Origin of the sequence: Spirillospora sp. NPDC046719, from assembly GCF_040645715.1 — a bacterium.
Classification (GTDB): domain Bacteria; phylum Actinomycetota; class Actinomycetes; order Streptosporangiales; family Streptosporangiaceae; genus Spirillospora.
This window is the reverse complement of the sequence record NZ_JBEYYT010000105.1, coordinates 1-25,977: the sequence shown is the minus strand read 5'-3', so window position 1 is coordinate 25,977 and position 25,977 is coordinate 1. Positions and strand designations below refer to the sequence as shown.

The following is a 25,977-nucleotide window of genomic DNA, read 5'->3' as shown; positions in this document are numbered from 1 at the left end:
CGCCGGCGGCGTCGCTCCCGCCGTCCCCGCCGCCGGAGGCCGCCCGGCGGGCCTCGCCGTGCGTCTCGGCGCGGAGGTCGCCGTCCCCCGCGGCGGCGAGGTCGAGGGTGGCGGCCGCCGCCACCACCGGGTCGAGCAGCTTGGTGCGGACGTCGCGCAGGTAGGACACGGCGAGCGCGACGACGCCCGCGATGAGCGAGATGATGAGCGCCCGGTCGGCGATCGCGCCCGCGGGCACGTGCGCGCCCTGCGCGGACAGCCCGGACGCGACGCCCATGATGTAGTCGGAACTGAGCGCCATGCCCTGCCCGGTGATCGCGATCGCGATGGCGGCGGCGAGCGGCGGCAGCCCGACCCGGACCGCCGCCGGCAGCAGGATCGCCGCGATCAGCGGCAGCACCGGCGTCGGCCAGAACGACATCGACAGCAGGTAGGTGACGACGGCGAGCACCAGGTAGGCCAGGTGCCCGTTGCGGACGAACCGCTGCAGCGGCCGCACCATCATCAGGTCGGCGCCGAGCCCCCGCATGGCGCCGAGCATCGCGGTGACGATCGCGATGATGAGGAAGATCGGCAGCAGTTCGCGGGCCGCGACGATCCCGGCGTTGAACACCGCCGCGATCCCGGTCGTGACGCTGCCGCTGTAGACGAGTGCCGTGACGAACGTCCCGCAGACGGCGAGACCCACGACGTTCTTGCGCGCCACCACGGTGGCGATGAGGGCGGCGAGGCCCAGGAGATAGATCCAGTGCGCAGGCGACAAGGGGCGAAACCTCCCACCTCCCCGGGACGCGGCCGTCCGCGTTCCGTGCACGGGGGTGCCGCGACTCTCCATGATCGGTTGCGTGGACCGCAACGGAAGAGCGCACATCGCGGCGGGCCCGCGTTTGTGCAGGCTGCCGAGTCCCGTGTCCCGCGCGCTCTCCGCGCGTCACCTTCGCGACATGCGCCCGTTGTGGTCCGAGGAGCCTCGGTGATCTGCTCCAATGAACTGTTGTGCCGCCTGCTTCCTACCGTCTCGTCCGCCGCGCGGGCCCCGCGCGCGCCGTCCCGCCCGTCCTCGACGAGCGGCAGCGGCGGGTCGTGGAGCACGCGGGCGGGCCGATGCTGGTGCTGGCCGGGCCGGGCACCGGGAAGACCACGACGATCGTCGAGGCGGTCGTCGACCGGATCGAGAACCGCGGCGTCGACCCCGAGCGCGTGCTGGTGCTCACGTTCAGCCGCAAGGCGGCCGGGGAGCTGCGGCAGCGGATCACCGGGCGGCTGCACCGCACGACCCGGACGCCGCTGGCGCTGACGTTCCACAGCTACGCGTACGCGCTGCTCCGCCGGGACGCGGTGCTGAACGAGGAGCCCGCGCCGCGGCTGCTGTCCGGGCCGGAGCAGCTGCTGGAGGTGCGGCGGCTGCTCGAAGGCGAGCTGGCGGACGGCGCGCGGGACTGGCCGGAGCGGCTGCGGGCGGCGCTGGCGACGCGCGGGTTCGCCGAGGAGCTGCGCGACTTCACGTTGCGGGCCGTCGAGCGGCGGTTCACCGCCGAGGAGCTGGTCGCGCTCGGGCGGATCCGGGGACGCGACGACTGGCCCGCGATCGGCGCGTTCATGGAGCGGTACGTCGAGCGGTTCGCGCTGGACCCCGTCCCCACCTACGACTACGGCGAGCTGATCTACATGGCCGCCGGGATGCTCGCCGACGAGGAGGTCCGGATCCGCGAGCGCGACGCCTACGACGCGGTGTTCGTGGACGAGTACCAGGACACCGACCCCGCGCAGGAGGCGCTGCTGCACCTGCTGGCGGGGGAGGGCCGCGACCTGGTCGTGGTCGGCGACCCCGACCAGTCGATCTACGGGTTCCGGGGCGCGGACGTGCGCGGGATCCAGGAGTTCCCGGACCGCTTCCGCACGCTGGACGGCCGGCCCGCGCCGGTGGTGGCGCTGCGCACCTGCCGCCGCATGGGCCCGGAGATCCTGGAGGCGTCCCGGCGGATCGCGCGCCGCCTGCCCGCCGGTACGGCGGGCGCCGCCGAGCACCGCGCCCTCCTCACGCCGGACGAGGCCGAAGAGGGCGAGGTCCGCGCTGTGATCGCCGACTCGGAGAGCCAGGAGTCGGCGCTGGTCGCGGACGAGCTGCGGCGCGCGCACCTTCTCGACGGGGTGCCGTGGTCACGGATGGCGGTGCTGGTGCGCAGCGCGGTCCGGCAGGTCCCGGTGCTGCGGCGGGCGCTGGCGCAGGCGGGCGTCCCGGTCGTCGTCGCGGGCGACGAGGTGCCGCTGATGCAGGAGCCGGCCGTCCGGCCGTTCCTGGTGCTGCTGCGGGCCGCGCTGAAGAAGGGCTACCTGGACGAGGTCGTCGCGGAGGACCTGCTCACCGGCCCGCTCGGCGGCGCCGACGCCCTCGCGATGCGGCGCCTCAAGCGCGCCCTGCGCGACCTCGAAGAGCTGTCGGGCGGGCAGCGGCCGCTGGGCGAGCTGCTCGTCGCGGCCGTGAACGACCCGCGCGAGCTGGTGCTCGTCCACGAGAAGGTGCGTGCCCCCGCCGAGCGGATCGCGAACCTGATCGACGTGGCGCGGCGCAGCGTCCACGACGGCGGGTCCGCCGAGGACGTGCTGTGGGCGGTGTGGCAGGAGAGCGGGCAGGCGGACGTCCTGCTGGAGCAGAGCGTCAAGGGCGGGACGCGCGGCGCGTCCGCCGACCGGGACCTGGACGCCGTCGTCGCGCTGTTCGACCACGCGGCCCGGTTCGTCGACCGGCTGCCGCAGGCGGGCCCGGAGCTGTTCGTCGACGACATCGCCGCGCAGGAGATCGCCGGGGACACGCTCGCCGAGCAGGCGCCGGAGGGCGAGGCGGTGCGGATCCTCACCGCGCACCGGTCGAAGGGCCTGGAGTGGGACGTCGTGATCGTCGCGGGCGTCCAGGAGGGCGTGTGGCCGGACGTGCGGCTGCGCGGGTCGCTGCTGGGCGTCGAGGAGCTGATCGAGCACGCGGCGGGCGCGGAGCCCGACTCGGGGGTGGGACCGGGTGGAGTGATGAGTGCGGCGGCGGGCGCGTCCATGGCGGCGAAGATGCTGGACGAGGAACGCCGGCTCTTCTACGTCGCGGTCACGCGCGCGCGCAAGCGGCTCGTGGTGACGGCGGTCGGCGGCGACGACACCGAGGAGCGGCCGTCCCGGTTCCTCAACGAGCTGCTGCCCGGCGCGATCGAGCAGTCCCAGCTCGACGAGAAGACCCGCTGGCTGTCGCTGTCCGCGCTGGTCGCCGATCTGCGGTCGGCGGTGTCGGACCCGGCCCGCCCCGAGCCGCTGCGCCGCGCCGCCGCCGGGCACCTCGCCCGCCTCGCGCGCGCGGGCGTGCGGGGCGCCCGTCCCGAGAACTGGTACGCGATCACCGCGCTGTCGGACCAGGGCCCCGCGTTCGCCGACGACGAGCAGATCACCATCTCCCCGTCGCAGGTCGAGGCGTTCACCACCTGCGGGCTGCGCTGGCTGCTGGCGTCGGCGGTCGGCGCGCAGGAGGGCGGCCCGAACGAGTTCAGCACCATGGGCAAGGTCATCCACGCGGTCGCCGAGATGGCGGGCGCCGACGACGGCGTCACCGAGGTGCACGTCGCCGAGCGCCTCGACCAGATCTGGAACGACCTGGAGTTCCGCAGCTCCTGGTACTCCGAGAAGCAGCGCGAGCAGGCCACGGCGATGGTCGACAAGTTCCTCGCCTGGCACCGCGACAATCCCAACGAGGTCGTCGCGCTGGAGGAGTCGTTCAAGGTCGACCTCGGCCGCGTCGTCATCAAGGGCCGCATCGACCGCGCCGAACGCGACGAGCAGGGCCGCGCCGTCATCATCGACATCAAGACCTCGTCCACGGCCGTCCCGAAGGACGACCTGGCCCGCCACCCGCAGCTCGGCGTCTACCAGTACGCGGTGATGCTCGGCGCGTTCGAGCGGCACGGGCTCATCGAGCCCGGCGGCGCGAAGCTGATCCAGGTCGGCAAGGCCGCGTTCACCGCGAAGGCCCGCGAGCAGGAGCAGCCGCCGCCCGCCGAGGACGCCGACCCCGAGTGGCCGAAGAAGCTGATCGAGGTCGTCGCGAGCGGGATGGCCAGCGACGTCTTCCAGGCGCGCGCGAACGACAAGTGTCGGACGTGTCCCGTACGCTCCTGCTGTCCCGTCCACGACGAGGGCGGGCAGGTCGGCGACTAGGATCCGACGGAATCGGGCGGGAGGCGTCGGCAGGTCGTCACCCCGCGCAACGACGAGCTCGGGGGGACGAGGTGATCACGCCGGGAGAGCTGGCCCGGCTGCTGGAGATCCCGGAGCCGACCGAGGAGCAGGCCCGGGTGATCGAGGCGCCCATGGCGCCGATGGCGGTCATCGCGGGCGCCGGGTCCGGCAAGAGCGAGACGATGGCCGCGCGGGTGGTGTGGCTGGTCGCGAACGGGTTCGTCCGGCCCGAGCGCGTCCTCGGCCTGACGTTCACCCGCAAGGCCGCCGCCGAGCTCGGCGTGCGCGTCCGCAAGCGGCTCGACAAGCTGCGCGAGGTGCTGCCGGGCGACGAGCTGGAGCGGCTCGGCGGCGAGGCGCTGTTCGACGGCGAGCCGATGGTGTCGACGTACCACTCGTACGCGGCCCGGCTGTTCGGCGACCACGCGCTGCGCGAGGCCCTCGAACCGACGATGCGGCTGATCTCCCCGGCGGTCGCGTGGCAGATCTGCTCCCGCGTCGTCGACGCCTACGACGGCCCGATGGACCGCATCGAGTGGCAGCCCGACACCGTCACCAAGGCCGTCATGGAGCTGTCCGGCGACCTCGCCGAGCACCTGCGCACCGCCGACGACGTCCGGAAGGTCGGGGCGTGGCTGGACGAGCGGTTCGCGGCGGTGAAGAAGCCGCTGAAGGCGCAGCGCGACATCCTCGCCCGGCAGGCCGTCCGCGAGCAGCTCATGCCGCTGATCGAGAAGTACGGGCGGGCGAAGGCCGACCGGGAGGTCATCGACCACGGCGACCAGATGGCGCTCGCCGCCCGCATCGCCTACAGGCATCCCGAGGTCGGGATGATCGAGCGGTCCCGGTTCTCCGTCGTGCTGCTCGACGAGTACCAGGACACCAGCCAGGCGCAGCTCGTCCTGCTGAAGTCGCTGTTCGCGGGCGGGCATCCGGTGACGGCCGTCGGCGACCCGTGCCAGTCGATCTACGGGTGGCGCGGCGCGAGCGCCGGGAACCTGCTGCGCTTCGCCCACGACTTCCCGTCCCAGCCGGCGGTCGGGGAGCGGAAGCCGGTCCCGGCGCCGGTCGTGCAGCTGAGCAGGTCGTTCCGCAACGGCGAGCAGATCCTCGAGGCGGCGGCGCGGATCCAGGAGGAGCTGCGCGCGGAGACCAGGGCGGTGCCGCGGCTCGTCCCCGGCGCCGGGCGCGAGGGGCGCGGCCGCGTCGAGTGCGCGCTGTTCGCCACCGTCGAGGACGAGGCCGACCGGATCGCCGGGCGCATCGCCGGGCTCATGGCGGGGGACCCGGCGGTCGCGCCGGACGGCGGCGCCCAGGCCGAGCCGCTCCAGTACTCCGACGTCGCCGTCCTCGCCCGGAAGCGGTCGCAGTTCCCGCTGATCCGGCGCGCGCTGGAGGCCCGCGGCATCCCCGTCGAGGTCGTCGGGCTCGGCGGGCTGCTGACGGTCCCCGAGGTGCAGGACGTCGTCGCGACCCTCCGCGTCATGCACGACCCGACCGCGGGCGCGTCGCTGGCCCGGCTGCTCACCGGCCCGCGCTGGCGCCTCGGCCCCCGCGACCTCGTCGCGCTCGGACGCCGCGCGCGGGCGCTGGCGCAGGAGGCCGCCCGCGACGTCACCCCGCCCGAGCGGGGCGAGGACGACCCGTCAGAGGACACCGATCCGGCCGATCAGGCCGCTCCGGACGGCGCGGCGGAGCCGGACGCGGCGGACGACCCGCTCCGGCAGCTCGTCAGCGAGCTGAACCAGGAGACCGGCAGCCTCGTCGACGCGCTCGACGACCTCGGCGCGCCCGAGGCCTACTCGCCCGAGGGGTACGGGCGGCTGCGGCGGCTGCGCGACGAGCTGCGGGGGCTGCGGAGCCAGGTCGGGCTGCCGCTGCCCGACCTGGTCAACGAGGTCGAGCGGGCCCTCGGCCTGGACATCGAGGTCGCCGCCCGGTCCGGCCTCGACCCCGTCACCGCCCGCGCCGACCTCGACGCGTTCATCGACGCCGCCGCCACCTTCGCGGGCGACGCCGAGGACCCGACGCTCGGCGCGTTCCTCGCCTACCTGAAGGCCGCCGAGACCGAGGAGTTCGGGCTGGAGGCGGGCCGCGTCGGCGAGACCAACAGCGTCAAGCTGCTCACCGTCCACGCCTCCAAGGGGCTGGAATGGCCGGTCGTCGTCGTCCCGGGCCTGTCGTACGTGCCGCAGAAGAACGGCGGCCCCGCGAAGGGCTCGATCTTCCCGTCGCCGCCGCAGAACGCGACCCGCTGGACCGCGAACCCGCGCGTCCTGCCGTTCATGCTGCGCGGCGACCGCGCCGACCTGCCGCCGCTGAACGGCCTGGAGAAGGACGACCTCGCTGCGTTCGACCGGGCGTGCTCCGAGCGCGACCTGCGCGAGGAGCGGCGCCTCGCGTACGTCGCCGTGACGCGCGCGTCCAGCCTGCTGATCACCACCGGGTACTGGTGGGGGTCGTCGGGGCGCCCGCTCGGCCCGTCGCCGTTCCTGGAGGAGGTCCGCGCGGTCTGCCTCGCCGGCGCCGGGACGGTCGCCGTGTGGGCCGACCCGCCCGAGGAGGGCGAGACGAACCCGCTGCTCGCCGACCCCGAGGAGGCGCAGTGGCCCATTCCGCCGGGCGAGCGCGGCAGGACCGACGCGTCCGCCCGGGAACGCTACGAGGCCGTCGTCGAGGCCGCCCGCATGGTCGAGGACGCGATGGCCGGACGGAACCGGCTGTGGGCCGGCGACGAGGGCCTGTCCGACGCCGACCGCGGCCGGATGACGGCGTGGGCGCGCGACGTCGAACTCCTCCTCGCCGAACGCGACCGGGGCCGCGGCGGCGACGGGCTCCTCGTCGAGCTGCCCGCGCACCTGTCGGTGTCGTCGCTGGTCTCCCTCGCCCGCGATCCCGCCGCGCTGGCCCGGCAGATCCGCCGCCCGATGCCGCGCCCGCCCGCCCCCTACGCGCGGCGCGGCACCGCGTTCCACGCCTGGCTGGAGGGCCGCTGGGGGCAGCAGCGCCTCCTCGACCCCGACGAGCTGCCCGGCGCCGCCGACGAGGGCGCCGCCGACGACTCGCACCTGCTCCGCCTGCAGGAGAGGTTCGAGGAGTCGGAGTGGGCGGCCCGCGAGCCCCTCGACATCGAGGTCCCGTTCGAGACCATCATCGGCGACCGGCTGATCCGCGGCCGGATGGACGCGGTGTTCCGGCGGCGCGGCGGCGGCTACGAGATCGTCGACTGGAAGACCGGCCGCCCGCCGTCCGGCGACGACGCCCGCTTCGCCGCCGTGCAGCTCGCCGCGTACCGGCTCGCGTGGGCGGAGCTCGCGGGCGTGGAGGTCGACCAGGTCAGCGCCGCGTTCCACTACGTCGCCGCGAACACCACCGTCCGGCCGGCGGATCTGCTGGACGCCGCCGGCCTCGCCGCCCTCCTGGAGTCCGTCCCCGCCGCCTGACCGCCGCCGCGGCGCGTGCTTACCCTCCGTCAGTGAAAGGTGTCACCACCCCTGGTCACCGAACCCCGTTTCAGGGATGATCCGGGGAACGCATCCAGGGAGGCGACGTGACGGTGTCCCATGACGAGAAGGTCGTACGGGAGTTCTCCAGGCAGGCGGCCGGGTTCGCGGACCCAAGGCTGAACGTCGCGTTCACCCGGCACCTCGACGACCTCGTCCGCTTCATGGACCCCGAGCTCGACCTGGACGACAACGTCCTGGAGGTAGCGGCCGGCACCGCGCTCGTGTCCCTGGCGATCGCGCACCGCGTCCGGCACGTCACCGCCCTCGACCTCACCCCGGCGATGCTCGCCGAGGGCAAGCGCGCGGCCGACCGGCAGGGCGTCACCAACGTCACCTTCACCCGCGGCGACGCCACCGCGCTGCCCTACCTCGACCGGACGTTCACGCTCGTCGTGACGCGCTTCTCGCTGCACCAGGTCGCCGACCCGGAGGCCGTCGTGAGGGAGATGGCCCGGGTCAGCCGGCCCGGCGCCGCGCTGATCATCGCCGACCTCGCCCGCCCGGAGGGCCTGGCCGGCGACCCGGACCGGATCGAGCGGCTCCGCGATCCCTCGCACGGCACCATCCTCACCGCCAAGCAGATCGCGGACCTCGCCACCGAGGCCGGCGCCGAGGTGAAGCGGACGCGGTCGATCGACGTCGTCCGCCCGCTGGAGCCGTGGCTGGAGCTGGCGCGGACGCCCGCCGACGCCGCCGAGCGGATCCGCCGCGAGCTGGAGGACGAGCTCTCCGGCGGCCCCGCGACCGGCATGCGGCCGAGCCGCGAGGACGGCGAGCTGCACTTCACGCACTCGTACGTGTTCCAGCACGCCATCGCGGGCTGAATAGCGGTTTCACCGGTTTCGCCGGAATGTTTTCGAGCGAATGTTCGACGCGTCTCGCTCATGTGTTCTATCTTGTCGAACATGGGTTCCAGCACCGCGCGTTCCCTCGACCGCGAGCCGGCCGCGCTGGCGATGCGCATCGGGGTCGTGGCCGCCGAGGCGGCGCTCGCGACGTTCGCCCGCAACCTCGACCTCGACGACCTGGAGGACGGCATCGACTTCCAGGGCGCCATCGGCCCCGCCGAATGGCCGGTGTTCTCGCTGGTCATCGACACCCTCGCGGAGGCGGGCCCGGGCGACCGCCGCACCCTCGACGAGCGCCGCGCCGACGCCCTCAACGACCTCGCCCGCATCTGCATGGCCGCGAAGAACCGCGGCGCCGCCTGAGCCGGCCCTCGCGCTCACGGGGTGGTGACGGGGCGCGTCCGGGGCCCGCGGCCTTGGCTCCGGGCGCCGCCCTCCGTCAGTCGGTCAGCGCCTTCGCTCTGACCTTGCCGGTGCTGGTGCGGGGCAGTTCGTCCACGAAGTGGACGTCGCGCGGCACCTTGTAGCGCGCGAGGTGCTTCTTCACGTGGGCCTTCAGGTCGTCCTCGGTGACCTGGGAGTCCTCCTTGCGGACCACGTAGGCGGCGAGGCGCTGGCCGAACTTCTCGTCGTCGACGCCCTTCACCGTCACTTCGGCGACGCCCGGATGCCGGCCGAGCAGGTCCTCGACCTCGCCGGGGAACACGTTCTCGCCGCCGGAGACGATCATGTCGTCGGCGCGGCCGTCGATGAACAGCCGGCCCTCGGCGTCGAGGTGGCCGAGGTCGCCGGTGCCGGTCAGCCCGTCGCGGACCTTCTTGCCGCCGCCCCCGGTGTAGCCGGCGAACCGCAGGCCGCCGCCGGTGTAGACCTCGCCGGTCTCGCCCGCCGGGACCTCGTTCCCGTCCTCGTCCAGGATCCTGATCGTGAGCCGGAACGACGGCCTGCCGACCGTCCCGGGCGCCGCCCGCAGGTCCTCGGGCGTCGCGATCGTCGCCCAGCCCGTCTCCGTGGCCCCGTACACGTTGATCAGGACGTCGCCGAACTCGTCCATGAACGCCTCGGAAAGGTGCGGGTGCAGCGCCGATCCGCCGCACACGACGGTGCGCAGCGTCGGCGTCCGGCGCCCTTCGCGCCGCGCGGCGTCGAGGATCCGCTGCAGCATCACCGGTACCGCGACCAGCGCCTCCGCCTCGCAGTCGGCGATCGCCGTCAGCACCTCGTCCGGGTCGAACCGGCGGAACAGGATGAGCGGCATGCCGAGGCCGAGCCCCACCGACGTGTACGCGAAGCCGAGGATGTGGAAGAGCGGCGGCGCCACCACGATGGGCGCCCCCGACCGCACGGGGACCCGCATCACATGGCTGAGCGCGGCGGGCAGCAGCGACGTCAGCGACAGGTCGTGCCGCGCGCCCTTCGGCGTCCCCGTGGTGCCGGACGTCATCACGATGACGTTGCTGGACCGGCCGGGGTTGAGCGGCTCGGCCTCCGTCGCCGCCACCAGCGCGTCGATGGAGTCACCACCGGTGTCGCCGTCCGTCCAGGCGAGCACGCGGGCGCCCGCGAAGCCGGACTCGTCGACGGCCGCGCCGAACTCCTCGTCGTGGACGAGCAGCGAGACGCCCTCCCGCTCGGCGACCTGCCCGAGCTGCGTCGCGGAGAAGTCGGTGTTCAGCAGCACCACGTCGTTGCCGAGCCGCGACGCCGCGAGGACCGCCTCGACGAACCCGCGGTGGTTGCGGCACAGCACGCCGACCTTGCCGTCGCCGGCGCGGTCCCGCAGCGCGGTCGCGAGCGCGGCGGCCCGTTCCTCCAGCTCGGCGTACGTCAGCGCGCCCCGCTCGTCGACCAGCGCGGTCCGGCCGGGGAACCGCAGCGCCGCCATCGCGCCGACCGTCGCCGGGACGGGCCCGAACCGCACGTACGGGAACAGCAGCCGCGCCGCCCGGTCGGGCCGCATCGGATGCATGATCCCGGAGTCCCGCACCGCCCGTGTCGCCCGTACGCCCAGACTCGCGGCCGACCGCACCCGCTCAAGCACCGAAATCTCCTCACATCGCCCAGCACATACGTTGCCGTGACGAAGACTTTGTAACGCACCCCGCGCCGCCGGTGCGGCCCGGCGGCACCGGCGGTCCCGGTGTCGGAGCCCGCCCGTAGGGTGCGGCCATGCTGTCCGTCTTCCTGGCGTGCGAGGACCCGTACGCCACCGCCGATCTCTTCACCGGGAGCCTCGGCTGGCGCCAGGTGTTCGCCACGCCGCGCGACTCCGCGGACCGCCTCGCGTGCGTGGCGCTCGGCGACGCCCAGGTCATGCTCGGCACCGACGACGAGGAGTTCCTGCCCGCGGCGTCCCGCGAGCACCGAGGCGCCGGGGTGACCGTCTACGTCAACCTCCCCGGCACCGTGGACATCGCGGCCGTCCACGCCCGGCACTCCGCGGCGGGTGTGGTCACGGTCCCGCTCGCCGTCCGGGAATGGGGCGAGCGCGCCTTCGACGCCCGCATCGCCGGGTACCGGTTCCTCATCGCGCAGGACGGTACGGTCGGCGGCATGTCATCTACCGTCACCGCCGACGACGTCGAGGCGGCCGTCCGGCTCGCCGTGGACGTGCTGGAGGAGGCCCCCGAGGGGGCGTGGGACGACAGGGCGGGCACGCTGGAGTGGACGTGCTGGGAGACCGTCGAGCACCTGAGCGACGACCTGTTCGCGTACGCGGCGCAGCTCGGCGCGCGCCCGAAGGACCGGGAGGTGCCGTTCCTGTGGGAGGCGCAGCGCCCGGGCGGCCCCGCGAACGTCACGTACGCGGACCGCGCCGCCGGGCCCCGCGGCCTGCTGGAGGTGCTGGTGGCGTGCGGCGCGATGCTCGCCGCGCTGGTCCGGACGACGCCGTCCGACGTCCGCGCGCACCACGTGTTCGGGGCGTCGGATCCCGAGGGGTTCGCGGCGATGGGGATCGTGGAGACGCTCGTCCACACCCATGACCTCGCGCAGGGCCTCGGGCTCGCGTGGGACCCGCCCGCCGACCTGTGCGCGAAGGTGCTGGCGCGGCTGTTCCCGGACGCCCCGCGCGACACCCCGCCTTGGCCGACCCTCCTGTGGGCGACCGGGCGCGGCGACCTTCCCGGCCGCCCGCGCGTCACGACGTGGCGGTGGAACGGCGCGCCGCGTGTCAGCGGCGGAGGATCTTGAAGTCCTCGAGGACGAGGAGCCGCTCGATCGTGCTGTCCTCGTACCAGCGCTCGTAGCCGACGAAGTCCCCGCAGCCGCCCCTCTTGTCCGTGCCGTCCTCGCCGACGTACGGATGGTCCGCGCGGGTGCCGAGCCATTCGAGCAGCGGGTCCACGTGGTCGTAGTAGTCGGGGTGGAGCTCCTGGCGGGCGGTCAGGGCCCAGCCGCCGTTCTCGCGGGGCTCCAGGGCGGCGAAGAGGGCACCGCCGATCTTCCACCCCGCGCCGCGCTGGGCGAGCTGGGGTTCCGGGGCCTCCACGATGGCCTGTTCGCCGTTGTCGTCCACGACGACCTCGGAGAAGTCGATCGGGATCGTCAGCTCCGGGGGCTGCGGGCCCAGGCCGAGATGCCAGCGGAGTTCGGCCACCTCGGCGTCGGTGAGGTCGCGGAGGTTGATCGCCAGGAAGAAGTCGTAAATGTCGGCCACGGACCGTGACCTTAGCGGAGGTAATGGAACGCGGGCTTGGGATGCATGAGGAAATCGTGGTGCGAGATGTTCCAGGCGTAGGCGCCGGCCATGGCGAAGGCGACGAGGTCGCCGGGGCGGAGCGGCGGGACGGGGACGCCGCGGGCGAAGACGTCCTTCGGCGTGCAGAGCTGGCCGACGAGCGTCGCCGGTGATTCCGGGCCGTCCGCGGTGAGGACGGTGAAGGGCTGGTCGTGGCCTTTCGTGACCGGTGTCCTGAGGTGGTGGGTGCCGCCGCGGAGAATGACGTAGGTCTCGCCGCGCGTCGTCTTCACATCGAGGACGTCGGTGACGTACCAGCCGTGATAGGCGGTCATGGAGCGGCCGGGTTCGACGCGGAGGCGGGCGGGAATGCCGGCCAGTCCGGCGCCGTAGGCGGGCCAGTCGAAAAGCGTTCCGGGCGAGGTGTAGTCGACGGCCATTCCGCCGCCGATGTTCAGTTCCGGGTCGTCGACGCCGCGGGTCTTCAGCCACGGAAGGGCCCATTCGGCTATCCGGTGGGCCAGGTCGAGCATCGTGGGGGCGTCCAGGCCGGAGGCGAGGTGGGCGTGGACGCCGCGCAGGGTGAGGTGCGGGATCTCGGCCATTCGCGCTGCGCAGGCGTCGAGGGCGTCCTCGTCCATGCCGAACGGGCCGCTCATGGTGAGGGCGGCGTCCGGGGCGTGGAAGGGGAGATTGGCGCGGAGAAGGACGTCGGCGGGGCCGCGCAGCCGGTCGAGTTCCCGCGGGCTTTCGACGTGGATCCGGTCGACTCCCGTGGCGAGGGCCAGTTCCTCGTCGGTCTTGCCGGGGCCGCCGAAGGCGAGGCGGATGCCCGGGAGCGTTTCGCGGACGTGGGTCAGTTCGCCGCCCGAGGAGACCTCGATCCCGTCCACGTGCGGCGCGATGGTGCGCAGGATCTCGGCGTCCGGATTGGCTTTGGCGGCATAAAAGAGTTCGGTGCCGCCGAGAGCGCCGCGAATGGTCGCCACGTGCGCTTTCAGGCCCGGCAGGTCGTAGACGTAGGCGGGGAGGCGGTCGAGGCCGCGGAGGTCGTCGAGGTTCACAGCGGACGGGGCGCGGAGAGCGGGTTGGGGGCGGGGACGTAGGCGGCGCCGCGGTCGGCGGACCGCGACCAGCGGGTGCGCAGGTTCGCCTTCGCGGGCAGCGGGACGCCGGCGAGGAGCGCCCTGACCTGCGGATGGTGGTCGAGCGACGCGAGATGCGTCCGGGCCGCCTCCCAGAGGTCCGGTTCGAGCGCGGGATGCAGGTCGGCGACGGCGGCCGCCGTCTCGGTGAGGTGGTTGACGAGGAGGCAGTAGACGATGCGGTTCCAGCCCTGCGCGGGGGCGTAGGTGAGGCCCTCGGCGACGCGGGCGGGCAGGTGGGACAGGTCCCAGCGGCCGGCGGTGAGCTTGGTGCCTTCGAGGTCGCGGAACGCGGCGTGGACCGGCATGCCGTCCGCGTCGACGCAGATGAGGACGTTCTGCAGGTGCGGTTCCAGGACGACGCCGTGTTCGAGGAAGGCGCGGAGCACCGGCGGCGCCACCTGCGCGACGTAGGCGTTCCACCAGGCGAGGGCGCCGTCGGCGGTCGCCAGGCCCGGCAGGTCGCCCAGGAGGGTGGTGTAGGGGTCGGCGAGCGCGCCCGCCAGGAGCGGTGTGCCGGGGAGGTGCCGCACCCCTTGGCGGACGATGACGCCGAGGCCCTCGTAGAGGCGGCGGTCGGCGAGGGCGACGCTGCGGTAGGCGGGTTCGGCGAGCAGCGTCGCGCCCAGGGACGCGAAGACCGGCGGCAGCAGTTCGTTCAGCGCCACCGCGCCGGACAGCTCGTACCAGGCGTTCTTGCGGACGCAGTTGGTGATGCGCACGTCCAGGCTGAACTTGCAGAACAGGTCGGCGTCCGGCAGGTACACCGTGCGGACCGACGACGTGGGCACGGCCTCGGCGCCGGACGGCCCCAGGTCGCGGACGAGCCCCCGCGCGAGCGCGTCGCGGAGCAGCGGGTCGCCGGCGAGCAGCGAGAACTGCCACGGGTGCACGGGCAGCGTCCGGTGGCCGGGGACGGACGGACCGCCAAGGGCCGTGAACGCCCCCGGGTCGCCCTCCTCCGCGACGAGGTCGTCCCGGACGGCGAGCCAGTGCGGCCGGAACCGCGCCCTGGTCTCCGGCGCGTACCGGAGCCACTCGGCGGGGGAGCCCTGCCGGGACTTCGGCGACGGATGGAAGCGGTGCCCGGCGACGAGCGACTGCTCGGATTCCAGGTACCGGTCGTCCTGCGGCTCGCGGCGCGCGGCGATGATGGCGGCGAGCGCGCCGTGGCTGTCGCCGACCTGCGCGAGGAACTCGGGATTCGGCTGGCCCGTCGCCAGCTCCAGCTCGCCGGCCACCAGGTCGGCGAGGCGGTCCCAGGACGCGGGGATCCACGCGTCGCCGCGCCGCTCCTCGTACGGCGGCGCCAGCCGGTAGGTGGGGCCGGCCGGCGGCCGGGCGAGCCCGGTGCGCAGCACGACGCCGGCGCGCGGCAGCCGGGCGACGAGGTGCCCGCCGTCCGGCCACACCTGCTGCTCGGGCCCGCAGACCTCGCGGATCAGGCAGTTGAGCAGCGCGGTGGAGGTGGCGTCGTCGGCCGTCAGGGCCCGTTCGGTCAGAAGCACGTCGCATCCCGTAGGTAGTTCGGCCCGGGCGGGCCGTAGTGCTTGTTGATGTCGGCGGCGCCGGTCCTGGCCTTGTCGACGAGGGTCCCGGCGGTGACCATGGCCTTGCCCGGCAGCGCGTCCGCGTCGAGCGTGCGGGAGCGCAGGAACGCGTCCCCCGGGCCGAGCGCCGCGGCGAGCCGGTCGCGGATCAGGGCGCGGCCGGTGCGCCAGGGGAGCAGGCCCCGCTCGGCGAGCCCGAGGGCGGGCGCCGCGGCGCACAGGTGCAGGGTGATCGTGACGAACACGCGGGCGAGCGCGTCGGGGTCGGCGGTGACCATGCGCCGGTCGACGAGGTCGCGGGGGTCGGCGCCGGGGGACGGGCCGAGGCGCTCGCGGAGCCGCGCGGGGTCGATGAGGGCGCCGTCGTTGTCCTTGACGAGCAGGCGCGGCGGCGTGCCGTCCATGACCGGGCCGCCGTCCAGGACGAGCGCCACGTTCTGCTGGTGGGCCTCCAGCGCGATCCCGTAGCGGAACAGCGTGACGTTCCACGCGAACAGTGCGGTCAGGTAGGCGTCGAAGAGCGGCTCGACGTCCCAGCGCTCTATGACGTGGCCCTTGTCCGGGGCCTTCGCCAACAGGGCGGCGACGGGGACGACGTGCGCGCGCGCCGTCTCCGGTGGGAAGCGCCGTACGAGATACGCGAGGAGCGGGCTGTCGGCGTGCCCGTAGGTCTGCTCATCGGCGAGCAGGACGGGAAGGTGCGGCTCCCTGGCCAGGACGCGCCGCAGGACGCGCTCCACCAGCGCGCCGTCCGGCAGCGTGCCCGGAACGATTGTGCGGCGGTTGCGCAGACCGAGCGTGCTCGTCGGCAGCGGGACCTTCACGTGCTCCAGCGGCGCCGCCGCGACCGTCCGCATCGACAGGGTCGGCGCGACCTGCAGGTACGGTTCCGGGGCCATCGTCGCGGCCGGCTCGTCCCGCACCAGGCGGACGGCCAGCGGGTGGACGGGGAACAGCGCGTCCGCCGACCGCAGCCCCACATCGGCCGGGGCGGGCCACCAGACCGGACGCTCGCCCGCCAGGGTCGCGCCCCGGACCGACGCCCAGCGCAGCGGGAACGACGGCGCGAACTCGGGCGCGTAGCGGCTCAGGTCCGCCAGGCTCAGCCCGGCGCGGCCGAGGCTCGTCGGGTGGACGGGATGGTCGTTGTAGGCAGCGAGGCTCTCGTAGAACGTCCCGGGGCCCGTCCTCAGCGCGTCCGGTATCCGCGCCAGGCGCCGGTGGACGGCGGGACGCGCGTCGTTGTGGAGCTTCACCGTCGCGAGGGCGTCCAGGCACTCGCGTTCGAACGCGTCGGTGTCGTCGCGGGGATCGGCCAGGCGCCGCACCGCCGCGAAGACGTCCCGTAAGGCGAGGTTCTGCGACGGGTCCACGCGCAGCTCGGAGAGGAAGGCCGGGTCGGCGTCCACGAGCCGGACGGTGCGTCCCGGCAGCGCGAGCGTACGGCCGTCGACGAGGCGCCGCAGGCCCGCGTAGTCCTCGCGGAGCAGGGCGTCCAGGACCCGGGCCGCGAGCGGGCCCTCCACATCCGGACCGGCCATCTCGGCACCGGTCACGCGATGGTCCAGTCGTGGGCGGAGCGGAAGCGCGCCAGCGCGGCCTCCACCTCGTCCCGCGCCGGGCCGATCGCGCGGACGGTCCCCAGGTAGTCACGGTTCGTGCGGGTGAGGGCGACCGGATCGCCCACGGCGCGCTGCGGGCGGTAGGCCAGCCGCACGGCCCCGTCGTCGAACTCCATGGGGCCGGGCGCGGCGCGCAGGACCCCGGCGCGGTCCGCGATGACGGCCTCCGCGACGGCGTGCCCCCGCGCGGACGGGACGCCGCGCCCCGTCGCCGACGGGACGTCCGGGCCCAGCGGCTCCCCGAGGTGGACGCCCAGGATCCGCTCGAACAGCGGGACGCCGAGCAGGTCCGCCAGCAGGAAGTCGCAGTGGTCGCCGATGAGCCGGTAGTTCACCTCGATGATGCGGGCGCGCCCCTCGTGGACGACGAACTCGGTGTGGCACGCCCCGAACCCGACGCCCAGCGCGTCGAGCTGCGCGAGGATCTGCGGCGTCTCCGGAGGCGGCGGCGCCCACTCCAGGCGCTCCTCCACGAAGAACGGCGGCGGCGACACCGTCGTCCGGTACGAGCCGAGGACGCGCAGCTCCCGGCCGTCCCCGAGCGTCTCCAGCGTATGCAGCCGGCCCGGCAGGTACTCCTCGGCCACCAGCGGGTCGTCCCGGCGCGCCGCGACCTCGCCGCGCCGCGCCTCCAGCTCGCGGGCGTCGCGGACCAGGTAGACGTCCTCGCTGGCCACGCCCTCGCGCGGCTTCAGGACGAGCGGGTACGGCGCGTCCGGCGGCACGTGGAAGGCGTCCGCCGAGAAGACCGGGTCCAGTGCGGCGAGATGGCGGCGCATCAGCGCCTTGTTCTTCGCCCGCGTCGCGGCCCGCCAGTCCTTGCCGGGGAGCCCGAAGTACGCGGCGGCGAGCGCGGCGGGCGCCTGCAAGAAGTCGCTGTTGGAGAAGATCCCGGCGGGCTCGCCCTCGACCCGGTCGATGATGTGCCGGAAGTCGGAGACGTCGCACTCGACGACCCGGCCGGCGGCGTCCGCGTGGGCGGCGGGACGGTCGGTGAGCAGGACGACGTCCAGCCCGAGGCGCGCGGCGGCGGGCAGGAACCCGTGCGTCACCGAGTCGGTCGCCTTGCCGGCGACCACGTAGAGGGAGGCGGCCACGGTCGGCCTTTCCAGTGAGTCGGTGAGGTAAGCCTTGCCTAACTCGCAACCGTCACCATAGTGGCCGCGCCGGGGGCCGCGGGCAAGAACGATGGCATCGCGTGTCCCGCCGCGTCCGGCGATCCGGGAGGATGGGCGCATGGATCTCGTCGAGCGCTGGACCGCGCTGGCCGGCCCGCAGACCCGGCACATCGGGACCGAGCTGGACAAGCGGTACGGCGAGCCGCACCGCAGGTACCACACCCGCGAGCACCTCGCCGCCGTCCTCGACCTGGTGGACGAGCTCGCCGGCGACGCCGCCGACCCCGGGGCCGTCCGGCTCGCCGCCTGGTTCCACGACGCCGTCTACGACCCCGAGCGCGCCGACAACGAGGAGCGCAGCGCCCGCCTCGCCGCCCGCATGCTCGCCGACACCGACCTCCCGGCCGAGACGGTCGACGAGGTCGTCCGGCTCGTCGAGCTGACCGTCACCCACGCGCCCGAGCCCGGCGACCGCAACGGCCGGGTGCTCTGCGACGCCGACCTCGCGATCCTCGGCGCCGACCCCGACCGGTACGCCGCCTACGCCGCCGCCGTCCGCGAGGAGTACGGATTCGTCCCCGAGGACCTCTTCCGCGCCGGGCGCGCCGAAGTGCTCAACAGCCTCCTGGCCCTCCCGCACCTGTTCCACACGGCCACGGCCCGCGAACGCTACGAGGGGCAGGCGCGCCGCAACATCGAGACCGAGCTGATGCTCCTCGACGCCTGACCGGTCGGCGCCCGCCGATCAACGCCCGCCGATCAACCGCCCGACCAGCGGCTATCCGACGCCCGACCCCGCCGTGGGCCGCCGCCGGACCGCCTTCCTGCGCCGCAGCCCCGCACGGGTCAGACGCAAAAGCAGCTCCTGGCACCCCACCGCCTCCGCACCCTGCGAGACTGCGGCCTCGTACAGCTCGGACGGCACGTCGTAGTGGTCGCGGTCGAACGCCCGCACCGGCATGCCGAGCCCGGCGGCGAACGCGTGCAGCTCCTCGTACGACACGTCGCTCACCATGTGCGACCACACCCGCCCGCGCGCGGGCCACAAAGGCGGATCGATCAGGATCAAAGCTCCTCCTGGGGGCCGACGGAACAGGATCCCTTACAGTGCCTGACAGTACGACATGCGAAGGGGCATGCAGGTGAACGAGCCAGTTCAGGAAATCGTCCAGTACATCGAGGCCGGCCGGGACCGGTTCATCGCCGACCTCAAGGAGTGGCTGGCGATACCGTCCGTGTCGGGGGACCCCGCCTACGCCACCGAGGTGCGGCGGTCCGCCGGCTGGCTCGCGGAGTACCTGCGCGGGCAGGGATTCCCCACCGTGGAGATCTGGGACACCCCCGGCCTCCCGGCCGTGTACGCCGAATGGCCCGCCGCCGACCCGTCCGCCCCGACCGTCCTGGTCTACGGGCACCACGACGTGCAGCCCGTCGAGCCGCTGGACGAGTGGGACACCGCGCCGTTCGAACCCGTCGAGAAGGACGGCCGGCTCATCGGCCGCGGCGCGTCCGACGACAAGGGCCAGGTGTTCTTCCACACCCTCGGCATCCGCGCCGCGCTCGCCGCGTCCGGCGCCGACGCCCCGCCCGTCACCATCAAGCTGCTGGTCGAGGGCGAGGAGGAGTCCGGCTCCGTGCACTTCGCCGGGCTGCTGCGCGACCACCGCGACCGGCTCGGCTGCGACGCGATCGTCATCAGCGACACCACCATGTGGGCCGCGGACGTCCCGTCGATGTGCACCGGCATGCGCGGCCTCACCGAGGCCGAGGTCACCCTCCGCGGCCCGTCCTCGGACCTGCATTCCGGGTCGTTCGGCGGCGCCGTCCCGAACCCGCTGCACGCCATGGCGACGCTGATGGCCGCGCTGCACGACGCCGACGGCCGCGTCACCCTCCCCGGCTTCTACGACGACGTCGTCCCGCTGACCGACGAGGAGCGCGCGCTGTTCGCCAAGCTCCCGTTCGACGAGGCGGAATGGCTGCGCACCGCCGGCGGCAGCCGCGCCGCCTACGGTGAGAAGGGCTACACCACCCTGGAGCGCGTCTGGGCGCGCCCGACCGCCGAGATCAACGGCATGTGGGGCGGCCACACCGGCCCCGGCGGCAAGACGATCGTGCCCCGCGAGGCGCACGCCAAGATCTCCTTCCGGCTCGTCGCCGGCCAGGACCCCGCCAAGGTGCAGCAGGCGTTCCGCGACTGGGTCGCCGCCAACACCCCCTACGGCGTCGAGGCCGAGGTGCACATCCCCGGCGGCGGCGTCCGGCCCTGCTTCTCCCCGATCGACTCGCCCGGCGTCACCGCCGCCCGCCGCGCCATGGAGCGCGCCTTCGGCCGCGAGGTCCTGTTCACCCGCGAGGGCGGCAGCGGCCCCGAGGCCGACCTCGCCGACATCCTCGACGCGCCGCTGATCTTCGTCGCGGTCGGCCTCGACGACGACCGGATCCACGCGCCCAACGAGAAGGTCGAGGTCTCCCTGCTGCTCAAGGGCGCCGAGACCGCCGCCTACCTGTGGGAAGAACTCGCCGCCGCGCTCCGCTGAACCTGGAGGCGGCAACGGCGGAGACAGGCCCGACGGAGGAAGGAGCCCGATGACGGTGACCGAAGGACCGCTCGAGTGGCTGGCGCTCGCGCGCGGCACGCTCGACCGGGTCGCGCTGAAGCGGCGCGACGACGCGTGGCTCGCCGCCGCGTGGGCCGACCCGGCGACGCGGGTCCTGGTCGTCCAGGACGGGCGGACGCTCGTCACCCACCGGCCCGAGCCGGCGCTCGCGTTCGTCGCGCCCGCGCAGGCCCCGGACGGCGACCGGTGGCTGCTCGGCGTCGACGAGGCCGGCACCGCCTACTTCGGCGTGCCCGGCGAGCTCCCCGCCGTCGACGGCGCCGAACCGGCCGGGCTGCGCCGCGTCGGCGCGCTGCTCCCCGACCGCGACTCCGGCCTGCTCACGCACGCCGTCGCGCTGGAGCACTGGCACCGCACCCACCGGTTCTGCCCCCGCTGCGGCGCGGAGACCCGCGTCACGGCCGCCGGGCACGTCCGGGTCTGCCCCGAGGACGGCTCCCAGCACTTCCCCCGCGTCGACCCCGCCGTGATCATGCTGGTCACCGACGCCGACGACCGGATCCTGCTGGCCCGCGGCCCGCAGTGGCCCGCCGACCGCCGCTCGATCCTCGCCGGGTTCGTCGAGCCCGGCGAGTCCCTGGAGCAGGCCGTCGCGCGGGAGGTGGAGGAGGAGGTCGGCCTCGCCGTGCGGGACGTCCGCTACCTCGGCAGCCAGCCGTGGCCGCTGCCGCAGAGCCTGATGCTCGGCTTCACCGCCACCGCCGACGGCACCCTCCCGCTGCGCCCCGACCCCGAGGAGATCCTCGACGCCGGCTGGTACACCCGCGACGAGCTGCGCGCCGCGATCGAGGCGAAGGAGATCGTCGCCCCCGGCCCGCTCTCCATCGCCGCCCAGCTCATCATGCGCTGGTACGGCGGCGACCTCCCCGACATGCCGCTGTTCTGACGAGCTCGCGGGGGCGGGCACGCCGTGGAACGGGACGAGCCCGGCGACTCCTGGGAGTCACCGGGCTCGGTCGTTCGCCGGGGATCAGGCGAGGGAGGCGAGCTTCGCCTTGACCGCCTTCGCGCTCGGGTTGGTGGCGGCGGTGCCGTCGGGGAAGAGGACCGTCGGGACGGTCTGGTTGCCGCCGTTGACGCTCATCACGAACTCGGCGGCCTTCGGGTCGCGCTCGATGTCGATCTCGACCATCTCGATGCCGTCGCGGGCCAGCTGGCTCTTCAGCCGCCGGCAGAACCCGCACCAGGTCGTCGTGTACATGGTGAGCTGGCCGGTCGGGCCCTCGACCCGGTCGGTCGTCGGCGTCGCCATCGGTACGTCGTCTCCCTCGTTCGTTCGGACGATCTGTGCACTCGCCTCCCGAAGAACACTAGATACCCCTCCGGCATTCCGCGAGCGGCGGCGCGTCCGCCGCGGCGCGGCCGTCCGTCCACAATTCGTGTGGCGGGCGGATACCGTCGAGGCGGACTGGGAGTATGAGGTGCATGGTGGCTGAGTCGGTGCTGGAAGGGCTCGATCCCGAGCAGCGGGCGGTCGCGGAGGCGGTGCAGGGTCCGGTGTGCGTCCTCGCGGGCGCCGGGACGGGCAAGACCCGCGCCATCACGCACCGGATCGCGTACGCGACGCTGACCGGGGTGGTGACGCCGCAGCGGGTGCTCGCGGTGACGTTCACCACCCGCGCCGCCGGCGAGCTGCGCAGCCGGCTGCGGCAGCTCGGCGCGCCGGGGGTGCAGGCCCGCACGTTCCACGCGGCGGCGCTGCGCCAGCTCAGCTACTTCTGGCCGCGGGTCATCGGCGGCGACCCGCCCAAGATCATCGACTCGAAGATCGGGCTGGTCGCGGACGCGGCGCGCGCGTGCGGGCTGTCGCTCGGCCGCACCGAGCTGCGCGACGTCGCCGGCGAGATCGAGTGGGCGAAGGTCACCCAGAACCGCCCCGAGGACTACCCGGCCGCGGTCGTGCGGGCGGGGCGCAGGCCGTCCACCGAGGTGGTGGACGTGGCGCGCGTCTACGCGATGTACGAGCAACTGCGGCGCGAGCGCAACCTGCTCGACTTCGAGGGGATGCTGGAGCTGACCGCCGCCGTCCTCACCGAGCACCGCGAGGTCGCCAACCAGGTCCGCGAGCAGTACCGGTACTTCGTCGTCGACGAGTTCCAGGACGTCAACCCGCTGCAGAAGATGCTGCTGGACACCTGGCTCGGCGGCCGGCACGACCTGTGCGTCGTCGGTGACCCGAACCAGACGATCTACTCCTTCACCGGTGCCAGCCCGTCCTACCTGCTCGGCTTCACCCGCGAGCACCCGGACGCGAAGGTCGTGAAGCTCGTCCGCGACTACCGGTCGACGCCGCAGGTGGTGCGGCTGGCGAACGGGGTGATCGGGCAGGCGAAGGGCGACCGGCACCGGCTGGAGCTGATCGCGCAGCGCGAGACCGGCCCCGAGCCGGTGTTCAACGAGTACGACGACGAGGTCGCCGAGGCCGACGACACGGCGCGGCGGGCCCGCAAGCTGATCGACGAGGGCGTCCCGGCGCGCGAGATCGCGATCCTGTTCCGGATCAACGCGCAGTCCGAGACGTACGAGGCGGCGCTCGCGGCGGCCGGCGTCCCGTACGTGCTGCGCGGGGCGGAGCGGTTCTTCGAGCGGCCCGAGGTGCGGGAGGCGGTCGTCCGGCTGCGCGGCGCGGCCCGCGCGGGCGCCGACGCCGAGACCGACGGGACGGGCCTGATCATGACGGTCCGGCACGTGCTGTCCGGGGCGGGGTTCTCCGACCGGCCGCCGGAGGGCGCGGGGGCGGCGCGCGCGCGGTGGGAGTCCCTTGCAGCGCTGGCGCAGCTCGCCGAGGACATGGCCGCCGACGATCCGAAGGCGGGCCTGCCGGAGTTCGTCGCCGAGCTTGAGGAGCGCGCCGCGGCGCAGCACGCGCCGCCGTTGGAGGGCGTGACCCTCGCCTCGCTGCACGCCGCCAAGGGCCTGGAGTGGGACGCGGTGTTCCTCGTCGGCCTGGCGGAGGGCACGCTGCCGATCGTCTATGCCAAGACGCCGGAGCAGATCGAGGAGGAGCGCAGGCTCCTCTACGTTGGCATCACGCGCGCGCGCGTCCACCTGACGCTGTCGTGGGCGCTGGCGCGCTCGCCGGGCGGGTCGCAGCTGCGCCGCGCGTCCCGGTTCCTCGACGGCCTGACCGGCAAGACCACCACGCACATGCCCGCCCGCGTCGACCGCACGAAGCGCCGCGTCACCAAGGGCCCGCAGCCGTGCCGGGTGTGCGGGCGGCCGCTGACCGCCGCCGTCGAGCGCAAGCTCGGCCGCTGCGAGGACTGCCCCTCCGAGCTGAACGAGGAGCTGTTCATCGCGCTGAAGGACTGGCGCGCCGAGGTGTCGGCGGAGCAGCGGATCCCGGCCTACGTGGTGTTCACGGACGCGACGCTCCAGGCGATCGCCGAGCACTGCCCGGAGTCGATGGAGGAGCTGGCCCGCATCCCGGGCGTCGGCAAGGTCAAGCTCGACCGCTACGGCGAGGCCGTCCTCAACCTCTGCGGCGTGTGACCCTCCCCACCTGCGGTTCGCCACGCAGGGGGTGACCCGGGGGTGAGACACCGCTCACACGGGTGTATAGGGAAGACTGGCGGCCGTGAGCGATTCCCTGAAGGCACTGCTGGACCTGCTGGATCTCGAGCAGATCGAGAACGACATCTTCCGCGGCCGCAGCCCCGAGGAGCGCCGGCAGCGTGTCTTCGGCGGGCAGGTGGCGGGGCAGGCGCTGGTCGCCGCCGGACGCACCGTCCCGGTGAACCGGCCGGTGCACTCGCTGCACGCGTACTTCATCCGGCCCGGCGACCCGCTCGTCCCGATCGTCTACACCGTCGACCGGGTCCGCGACGGCCGGTCCTTCACGACCCGCCGCGTCAGCGCCATCCAGCACGGCAAGGCGATCTTCACGCTGTCGGCGTCGTTCCAGATCGTCGAGGACGGCCCGGCGCACCACGCGCCGATGCCGGACGCCCCCGACCCGGAGACGCTGCCGGACTCGCTGACCCGGCTGACCCCGCTGTTCGGGGAGGCGGGCGCGCGCGCCTTCGTCGACAGGCGGCCGTTCGACGTGCGGCACGCGACGCCGCTGACCTGGGAGGCGGCCAAGGACCCGGCGCTCGCCTCGCCGGAGTCGGTGGTGTGGCTGAAGGTCCTCGGGGACCTGCCCGACGACCCGCTGCTGCACGTCTGCCTGATGACCTACGCCTCGGACATGACGCTGCTCGACACCGTCCTGCTCAACCACGGGCTGGCCTGGGGCGACAAGCGGACGATGGGCGCCAGCCTGGACCACGCGATGTGGTTCCACCGGCCGTTCCGCGCCGACGACTGGCTGCTGTACTACCAGGACACCCCGTTCGCCGGGGGCGCGCGGGGGCTGGCCCGCGGCCAGGTGTTCACCCGTTCCGGGGAGCTGGTGGTGTCGGTGATGCAGGAGGGACTCGTCCGCGTGTCCGACTCCGGACGCGAGGGATGATGGGACGCGGCGCGTCCCATGTGCGATGATCGTCTTGTAAGGCGCTCCCGGGAGTTTCGACGCCGCGCGAGCGGCGCCGGTTCCGGGGAACGAGGGTGAAGTCACCCACAAAACCGCAGGTCAAAAATACCTTGATTGCTTCGGCGGAGTCCCCGTACGCTCGTCGCGAGCAATCAACCGGCCGACCGGTGTGGATCTTGGATCCGCCGGACCCGGCCCGAGGAGCCAGAGAGGTGGTGTGCAGTCCGGTGATCAACACGTCGATGAAATCGCTGTCGTCCTGGACCGCGGCATGCCCCGGCGCCTCGAACGCGTATTCCGTCTCGTGTGTCCGGACCCCGCTCGGCGTGAAGCCCGGCGGACCGGCCCGTCTCGGCGTCGTCGCGTCGGCCGATGCGGCCGGCGAGCGGCTCCGCGTCGACGGCACCCGTCTGCGCGATCTACGTGATCTGCGCCTTGAGCAGCGAATCCAGGACGAGCAGGGGTGGAGTGTCTTCGCATTCGAAGGCATGACGTCCCAGGCTCCGGCCACGGCCCACATGGGCGCCACCCCGGCGGGTGGCGTGTCGGGTCCGTATCCCTGGAGGCGACCGGTCTAGCAAGACACCGGCGAGCCCCCAGGCCGCGGATCCGATACCGGATCCGCGGCCTTCTTCTTTGCCCGGACGACCCAACCGACACGCCCGTTGAGATCCAACGAGAGGAACCAGGGTGACTGTGATGCAGGGGGCTCTCGCCATCAGCGAGGAGGACCTCACTCTTCCGTGCCGGACCGACCCCGAGCTGTTCTTCGCCGAGGCGCCCGCCGACGTCGAGCTCGCCAAGGCGCTGTGCCTGGAGTGCCCGCTCCGCAAGGAGTGCCTCGCCGGTGCGCTCGAGCGCAAGGAGCCGTGGGGGGTCTGGGGCGGCGAGCTCTTCGTCCGCGGCGTGATCGTCGCGCGCAAGCGGCCCCGCGGCCGCCCGCGCAAGCACCCGCTCCCGGACGAAGCGGCCGTGTGAGGCACTGATGCCGACCGTGTCCGCCGTACCGACGATGTCCGCCGAACCGACGAGGTTCGGCCGTATCGAGCCCAGAGGCGCGGTCCCCGCGCGGGGGCCGCGCCCCCCGGCGGGGGGGGGCCGGCGGGGGGCCCCCCCCCCCCCCCGCGACACCCCGGCGCGTTCGGCGACGGTGGCGACCGTGGTGCCGGCCCAGCCGATCGACGCGAGGCAGTCGACGG

General features: G+C 73.9%; 21 protein-coding genes. 12 read left to right on the top strand and 9 right to left on the bottom strand.

The window, feature by feature from the left end; all coding sequences use genetic code 11:
• Positions 1-763 (bottom strand): hypothetical protein (locus ABZ914_RS19730; protein ID WP_500194612.1); only part of this gene is annotated, 763 nt, incomplete at its 3' end.
• A gap of 233 nt (positions 764-996) precedes the next feature.
• Between ABZ914_RS19730 and ABZ914_RS19725 the strand changes: the two genes are divergently transcribed.
• From ABZ914_RS19725 to ABZ914_RS19710, 4 genes are all read left to right on the top strand, one after another.
• Complete coding sequence (locus tag ABZ914_RS19725) at positions 997-4,194, top strand: ATP-dependent helicase (RefSeq protein ID WP_500194611.1); 3,198 nt, start codon at positions 997-999, stop codon at positions 4,192-4,194.
• Between the two features lie 71 nt (positions 4,195-4,265).
• On the top strand, positions 4,266-7,658 hold the full coding sequence (locus ABZ914_RS19720; protein WP_500194609.1) for an ATP-dependent helicase: 3,393 nt from the start codon (positions 4,266-4,268) through the stop codon (positions 7,656-7,658).
• A 107-nt stretch (positions 7,659-7,765) separates the two neighbouring features.
• The gene (locus ABZ914_RS19715) at positions 7,766-8,545 is read left to right on the top strand and encodes a class I SAM-dependent methyltransferase (RefSeq protein WP_500194608.1); all 780 of its coding nucleotides are present in this window, start codon (positions 7,766-7,768) and stop codon (positions 8,543-8,545) included.
• Positions 8,546-8,626: 81 nt separating this feature from the next.
• The gene (locus tag ABZ914_RS19710) at positions 8,627-8,932 is read left to right on the top strand and encodes a hypothetical protein (RefSeq protein WP_190852739.1); all 306 of its coding nucleotides are present in this window, start codon (positions 8,627-8,629) and stop codon (positions 8,930-8,932) included.
• A gap of 76 nt (positions 8,933-9,008) precedes the next feature.
• Here ABZ914_RS19710 and ABZ914_RS19705 read toward each other — a convergent pair whose 3' ends face one another.
• Positions 9,009-10,529, bottom strand: a complete 1,521-nt coding sequence (locus ABZ914_RS19705; RefSeq protein WP_500194606.1) for an AMP-binding protein — start codon at positions 10,527-10,529, stop codon at positions 9,009-9,011.
• Positions 10,530-10,738: 209 nt separating this feature from the next.
• Between ABZ914_RS19705 and ABZ914_RS19700 the strand changes: the two genes are divergently transcribed.
• The gene (locus ABZ914_RS19700; protein ID WP_500194605.1) at positions 10,739-11,761 is read left to right on the top strand and encodes a hypothetical protein; all 1,023 of its coding nucleotides are present in this window, start codon (positions 10,739-10,741) and stop codon (positions 11,759-11,761) included.
• Here the strand turns inward: ABZ914_RS19700 and ABZ914_RS19695 are convergent.
• The 5 genes from ABZ914_RS19695 to ABZ914_RS19675 are packed head-to-tail and all read right to left on the bottom strand — an operon-like array spanning position 11,742 to position 17,662.
• A complete protein-coding gene (locus ABZ914_RS19695; RefSeq protein ID WP_500194604.1) occupies positions 11,742-12,227 on the bottom strand; it encodes a hypothetical protein in 486 nt (161 codons plus the stop codon). The two genes, ABZ914_RS19700 and ABZ914_RS19695, sit on opposite strands and share 20 nt — an antisense overlap.
• Before the next feature lie 11 nt (positions 12,228-12,238).
• Positions 12,239-13,312, bottom strand: coding sequence for a type III PLP-dependent enzyme domain-containing protein (locus ABZ914_RS19690; RefSeq protein WP_500194603.1), 1,074 nt, complete (start codon positions 13,310-13,312; stop codon positions 12,239-12,241).
• Positions 13,309-14,901, bottom strand: a complete 1,593-nt coding sequence (locus ABZ914_RS19685) for an IucA/IucC family protein (RefSeq protein WP_500194602.1) — start codon at positions 14,899-14,901, stop codon at positions 13,309-13,311. The genes ABZ914_RS19690 and ABZ914_RS19685 overlap by 4 nt, the downstream gene beginning before the upstream one ends.
• Complete coding sequence (locus tag ABZ914_RS19680; protein ID WP_500194600.1) at positions 14,892-16,499, bottom strand: IucA/IucC family protein; 1,608 nt, start codon at positions 16,497-16,499, stop codon at positions 14,892-14,894. The genes ABZ914_RS19685 and ABZ914_RS19680 overlap by 10 nt, the downstream gene beginning before the upstream one ends.
• On the bottom strand, positions 16,496-17,662 hold the full coding sequence (locus ABZ914_RS19675; protein WP_500194598.1) for an ATP-grasp domain-containing protein: 1,167 nt from the start codon (positions 17,660-17,662) through the stop codon (positions 16,496-16,498). The genes ABZ914_RS19680 and ABZ914_RS19675 overlap by 4 nt, the downstream gene beginning before the upstream one ends.
• A gap of 139 nt (positions 17,663-17,801) precedes the next feature.
• On the opposite strand from ABZ914_RS19675, the gene ABZ914_RS19670 reads away from it, so the two are divergent.
• Positions 17,802-18,410, top strand: coding sequence for an HD domain-containing protein (locus tag ABZ914_RS19670; protein WP_500194596.1), 609 nt, complete (start codon positions 17,802-17,804; stop codon positions 18,408-18,410).
• A 51-nt stretch (positions 18,411-18,461) separates the two neighbouring features.
• Here ABZ914_RS19670 and ABZ914_RS19665 read toward each other — a convergent pair whose 3' ends face one another.
• Positions 18,462-18,752 (bottom strand): DUF4031 domain-containing protein, encoded by a 291-nt coding sequence (locus ABZ914_RS19665; RefSeq protein WP_387026842.1) that lies wholly within the window; start codon positions 18,750-18,752, stop codon positions 18,462-18,464.
• Positions 18,753-18,825: 73 nt separating this feature from the next.
• Between ABZ914_RS19665 and ABZ914_RS19660 the strand changes: the two genes are divergently transcribed.
• Together ABZ914_RS19660 and nudC are read left to right on the top strand one after the other, a co-directional pair.
• Positions 18,826-20,223, top strand: a complete 1,398-nt coding sequence (locus ABZ914_RS19660; protein WP_500194594.1) for a dipeptidase — start codon at positions 18,826-18,828, stop codon at positions 20,221-20,223.
• Positions 20,224-20,272: 49 nt separating this feature from the next.
• Complete coding sequence (gene nudC / locus ABZ914_RS19655) at positions 20,273-21,190, top strand: NAD(+) diphosphatase (RefSeq protein WP_500194592.1); 918 nt, start codon at positions 20,273-20,275, stop codon at positions 21,188-21,190.
• 84 nt (positions 21,191-21,274) lie between these two features.
• Here the strand turns inward: nudC and ABZ914_RS19650 are convergent, their stop codons facing one another.
• A complete protein-coding gene (locus tag ABZ914_RS19650; RefSeq protein WP_500194590.1) occupies positions 21,275-21,556 on the bottom strand; it encodes a mycoredoxin in 282 nt (93 codons plus the stop codon).
• Between the two features lie 173 nt (positions 21,557-21,729).
• Here ABZ914_RS19650 and ABZ914_RS19645 point away from each other — a divergent pair, with 173 nt between their 5' ends.
• The 4 genes from ABZ914_RS19645 to ABZ914_RS19630 all read left to right on the top strand — a co-directional run bounded on the left by ABZ914_RS19645 (position 21,730) and on the right by ABZ914_RS19630 (position 25,756).
• The gene (locus ABZ914_RS19645; RefSeq protein WP_500194588.1) at positions 21,730-23,796 is read left to right on the top strand and encodes an ATP-dependent DNA helicase UvrD2; all 2,067 of its coding nucleotides are present in this window, start codon (positions 21,730-21,732) and stop codon (positions 23,794-23,796) included.
• 85 nt (positions 23,797-23,881) lie between these two features.
• On the top strand, positions 23,882-24,757 hold the full coding sequence (tesB, locus tag ABZ914_RS19640) for an acyl-CoA thioesterase II (RefSeq protein WP_190852711.1): 876 nt from the start codon (positions 23,882-23,884) through the stop codon (positions 24,755-24,757).
• Between the two features lie 248 nt (positions 24,758-25,005).
• Positions 25,006-25,356, top strand: coding sequence for a hypothetical protein (locus tag ABZ914_RS19635; RefSeq protein ID WP_387026845.1), 351 nt, complete (start codon positions 25,006-25,008; stop codon positions 25,354-25,356).
• Positions 25,357-25,477: 121 nt separating this feature from the next.
• Complete coding sequence (locus ABZ914_RS19630) at positions 25,478-25,756, top strand: WhiB family transcriptional regulator (RefSeq protein ID WP_173099222.1); 279 nt, start codon at positions 25,478-25,480, stop codon at positions 25,754-25,756.
• Positions 25,757-25,977 lie beyond the last annotated feature (221 nt).

What these genes read in the sequence shown, in the direction of transcription:
- ABZ914_RS19710 (WP_190852739.1), top strand. Translation starts at nt 8,627, where the DNA reads ATGGGTTCCAGCACCGCGCGTTCCCTCGACCGCGAGCCGGCCGCGCTG.
- ABZ914_RS19705 (WP_500194606.1), bottom strand. Translation starts at nt 10,529, where the DNA reads ATGCGGCCCGACCGGGCGGCGCGGCTGCTGTTCCCGTACGTGCGGTTC.
- ABZ914_RS19700 (WP_500194605.1), top strand. Translation starts at nt 10,739, where the DNA reads ATGCTGTCCGTCTTCCTGGCGTGCGAGGACCCGTACGCCACCGCCGAT.
- ABZ914_RS19670 (WP_500194596.1), top strand. Translation starts at nt 17,802, where the DNA reads ATGGATCTCGTCGAGCGCTGGACCGCGCTGGCCGGCCCGCAGACCCGG.
- nudC (WP_500194592.1), top strand. Translation starts at nt 20,273, where the DNA reads ATGACGGTGACCGAAGGACCGCTCGAGTGGCTGGCGCTCGCGCGCGGC.
- ABZ914_RS19650 (WP_500194590.1), bottom strand. Translation starts at nt 21,556, where the DNA reads ATGGCGACGCCGACGACCGACCGGGTCGAGGGCCCGACCGGCCAGCTC.
- ABZ914_RS19645 (WP_500194588.1), top strand. Translation starts at nt 21,730, where the DNA reads ATGGTGGCTGAGTCGGTGCTGGAAGGGCTCGATCCCGAGCAGCGGGCG.
- ABZ914_RS19630 (WP_173099222.1), top strand. Translation starts at nt 25,478, where the DNA reads ATGCAGGGGGCTCTCGCCATCAGCGAGGAGGACCTCACTCTTCCGTGC.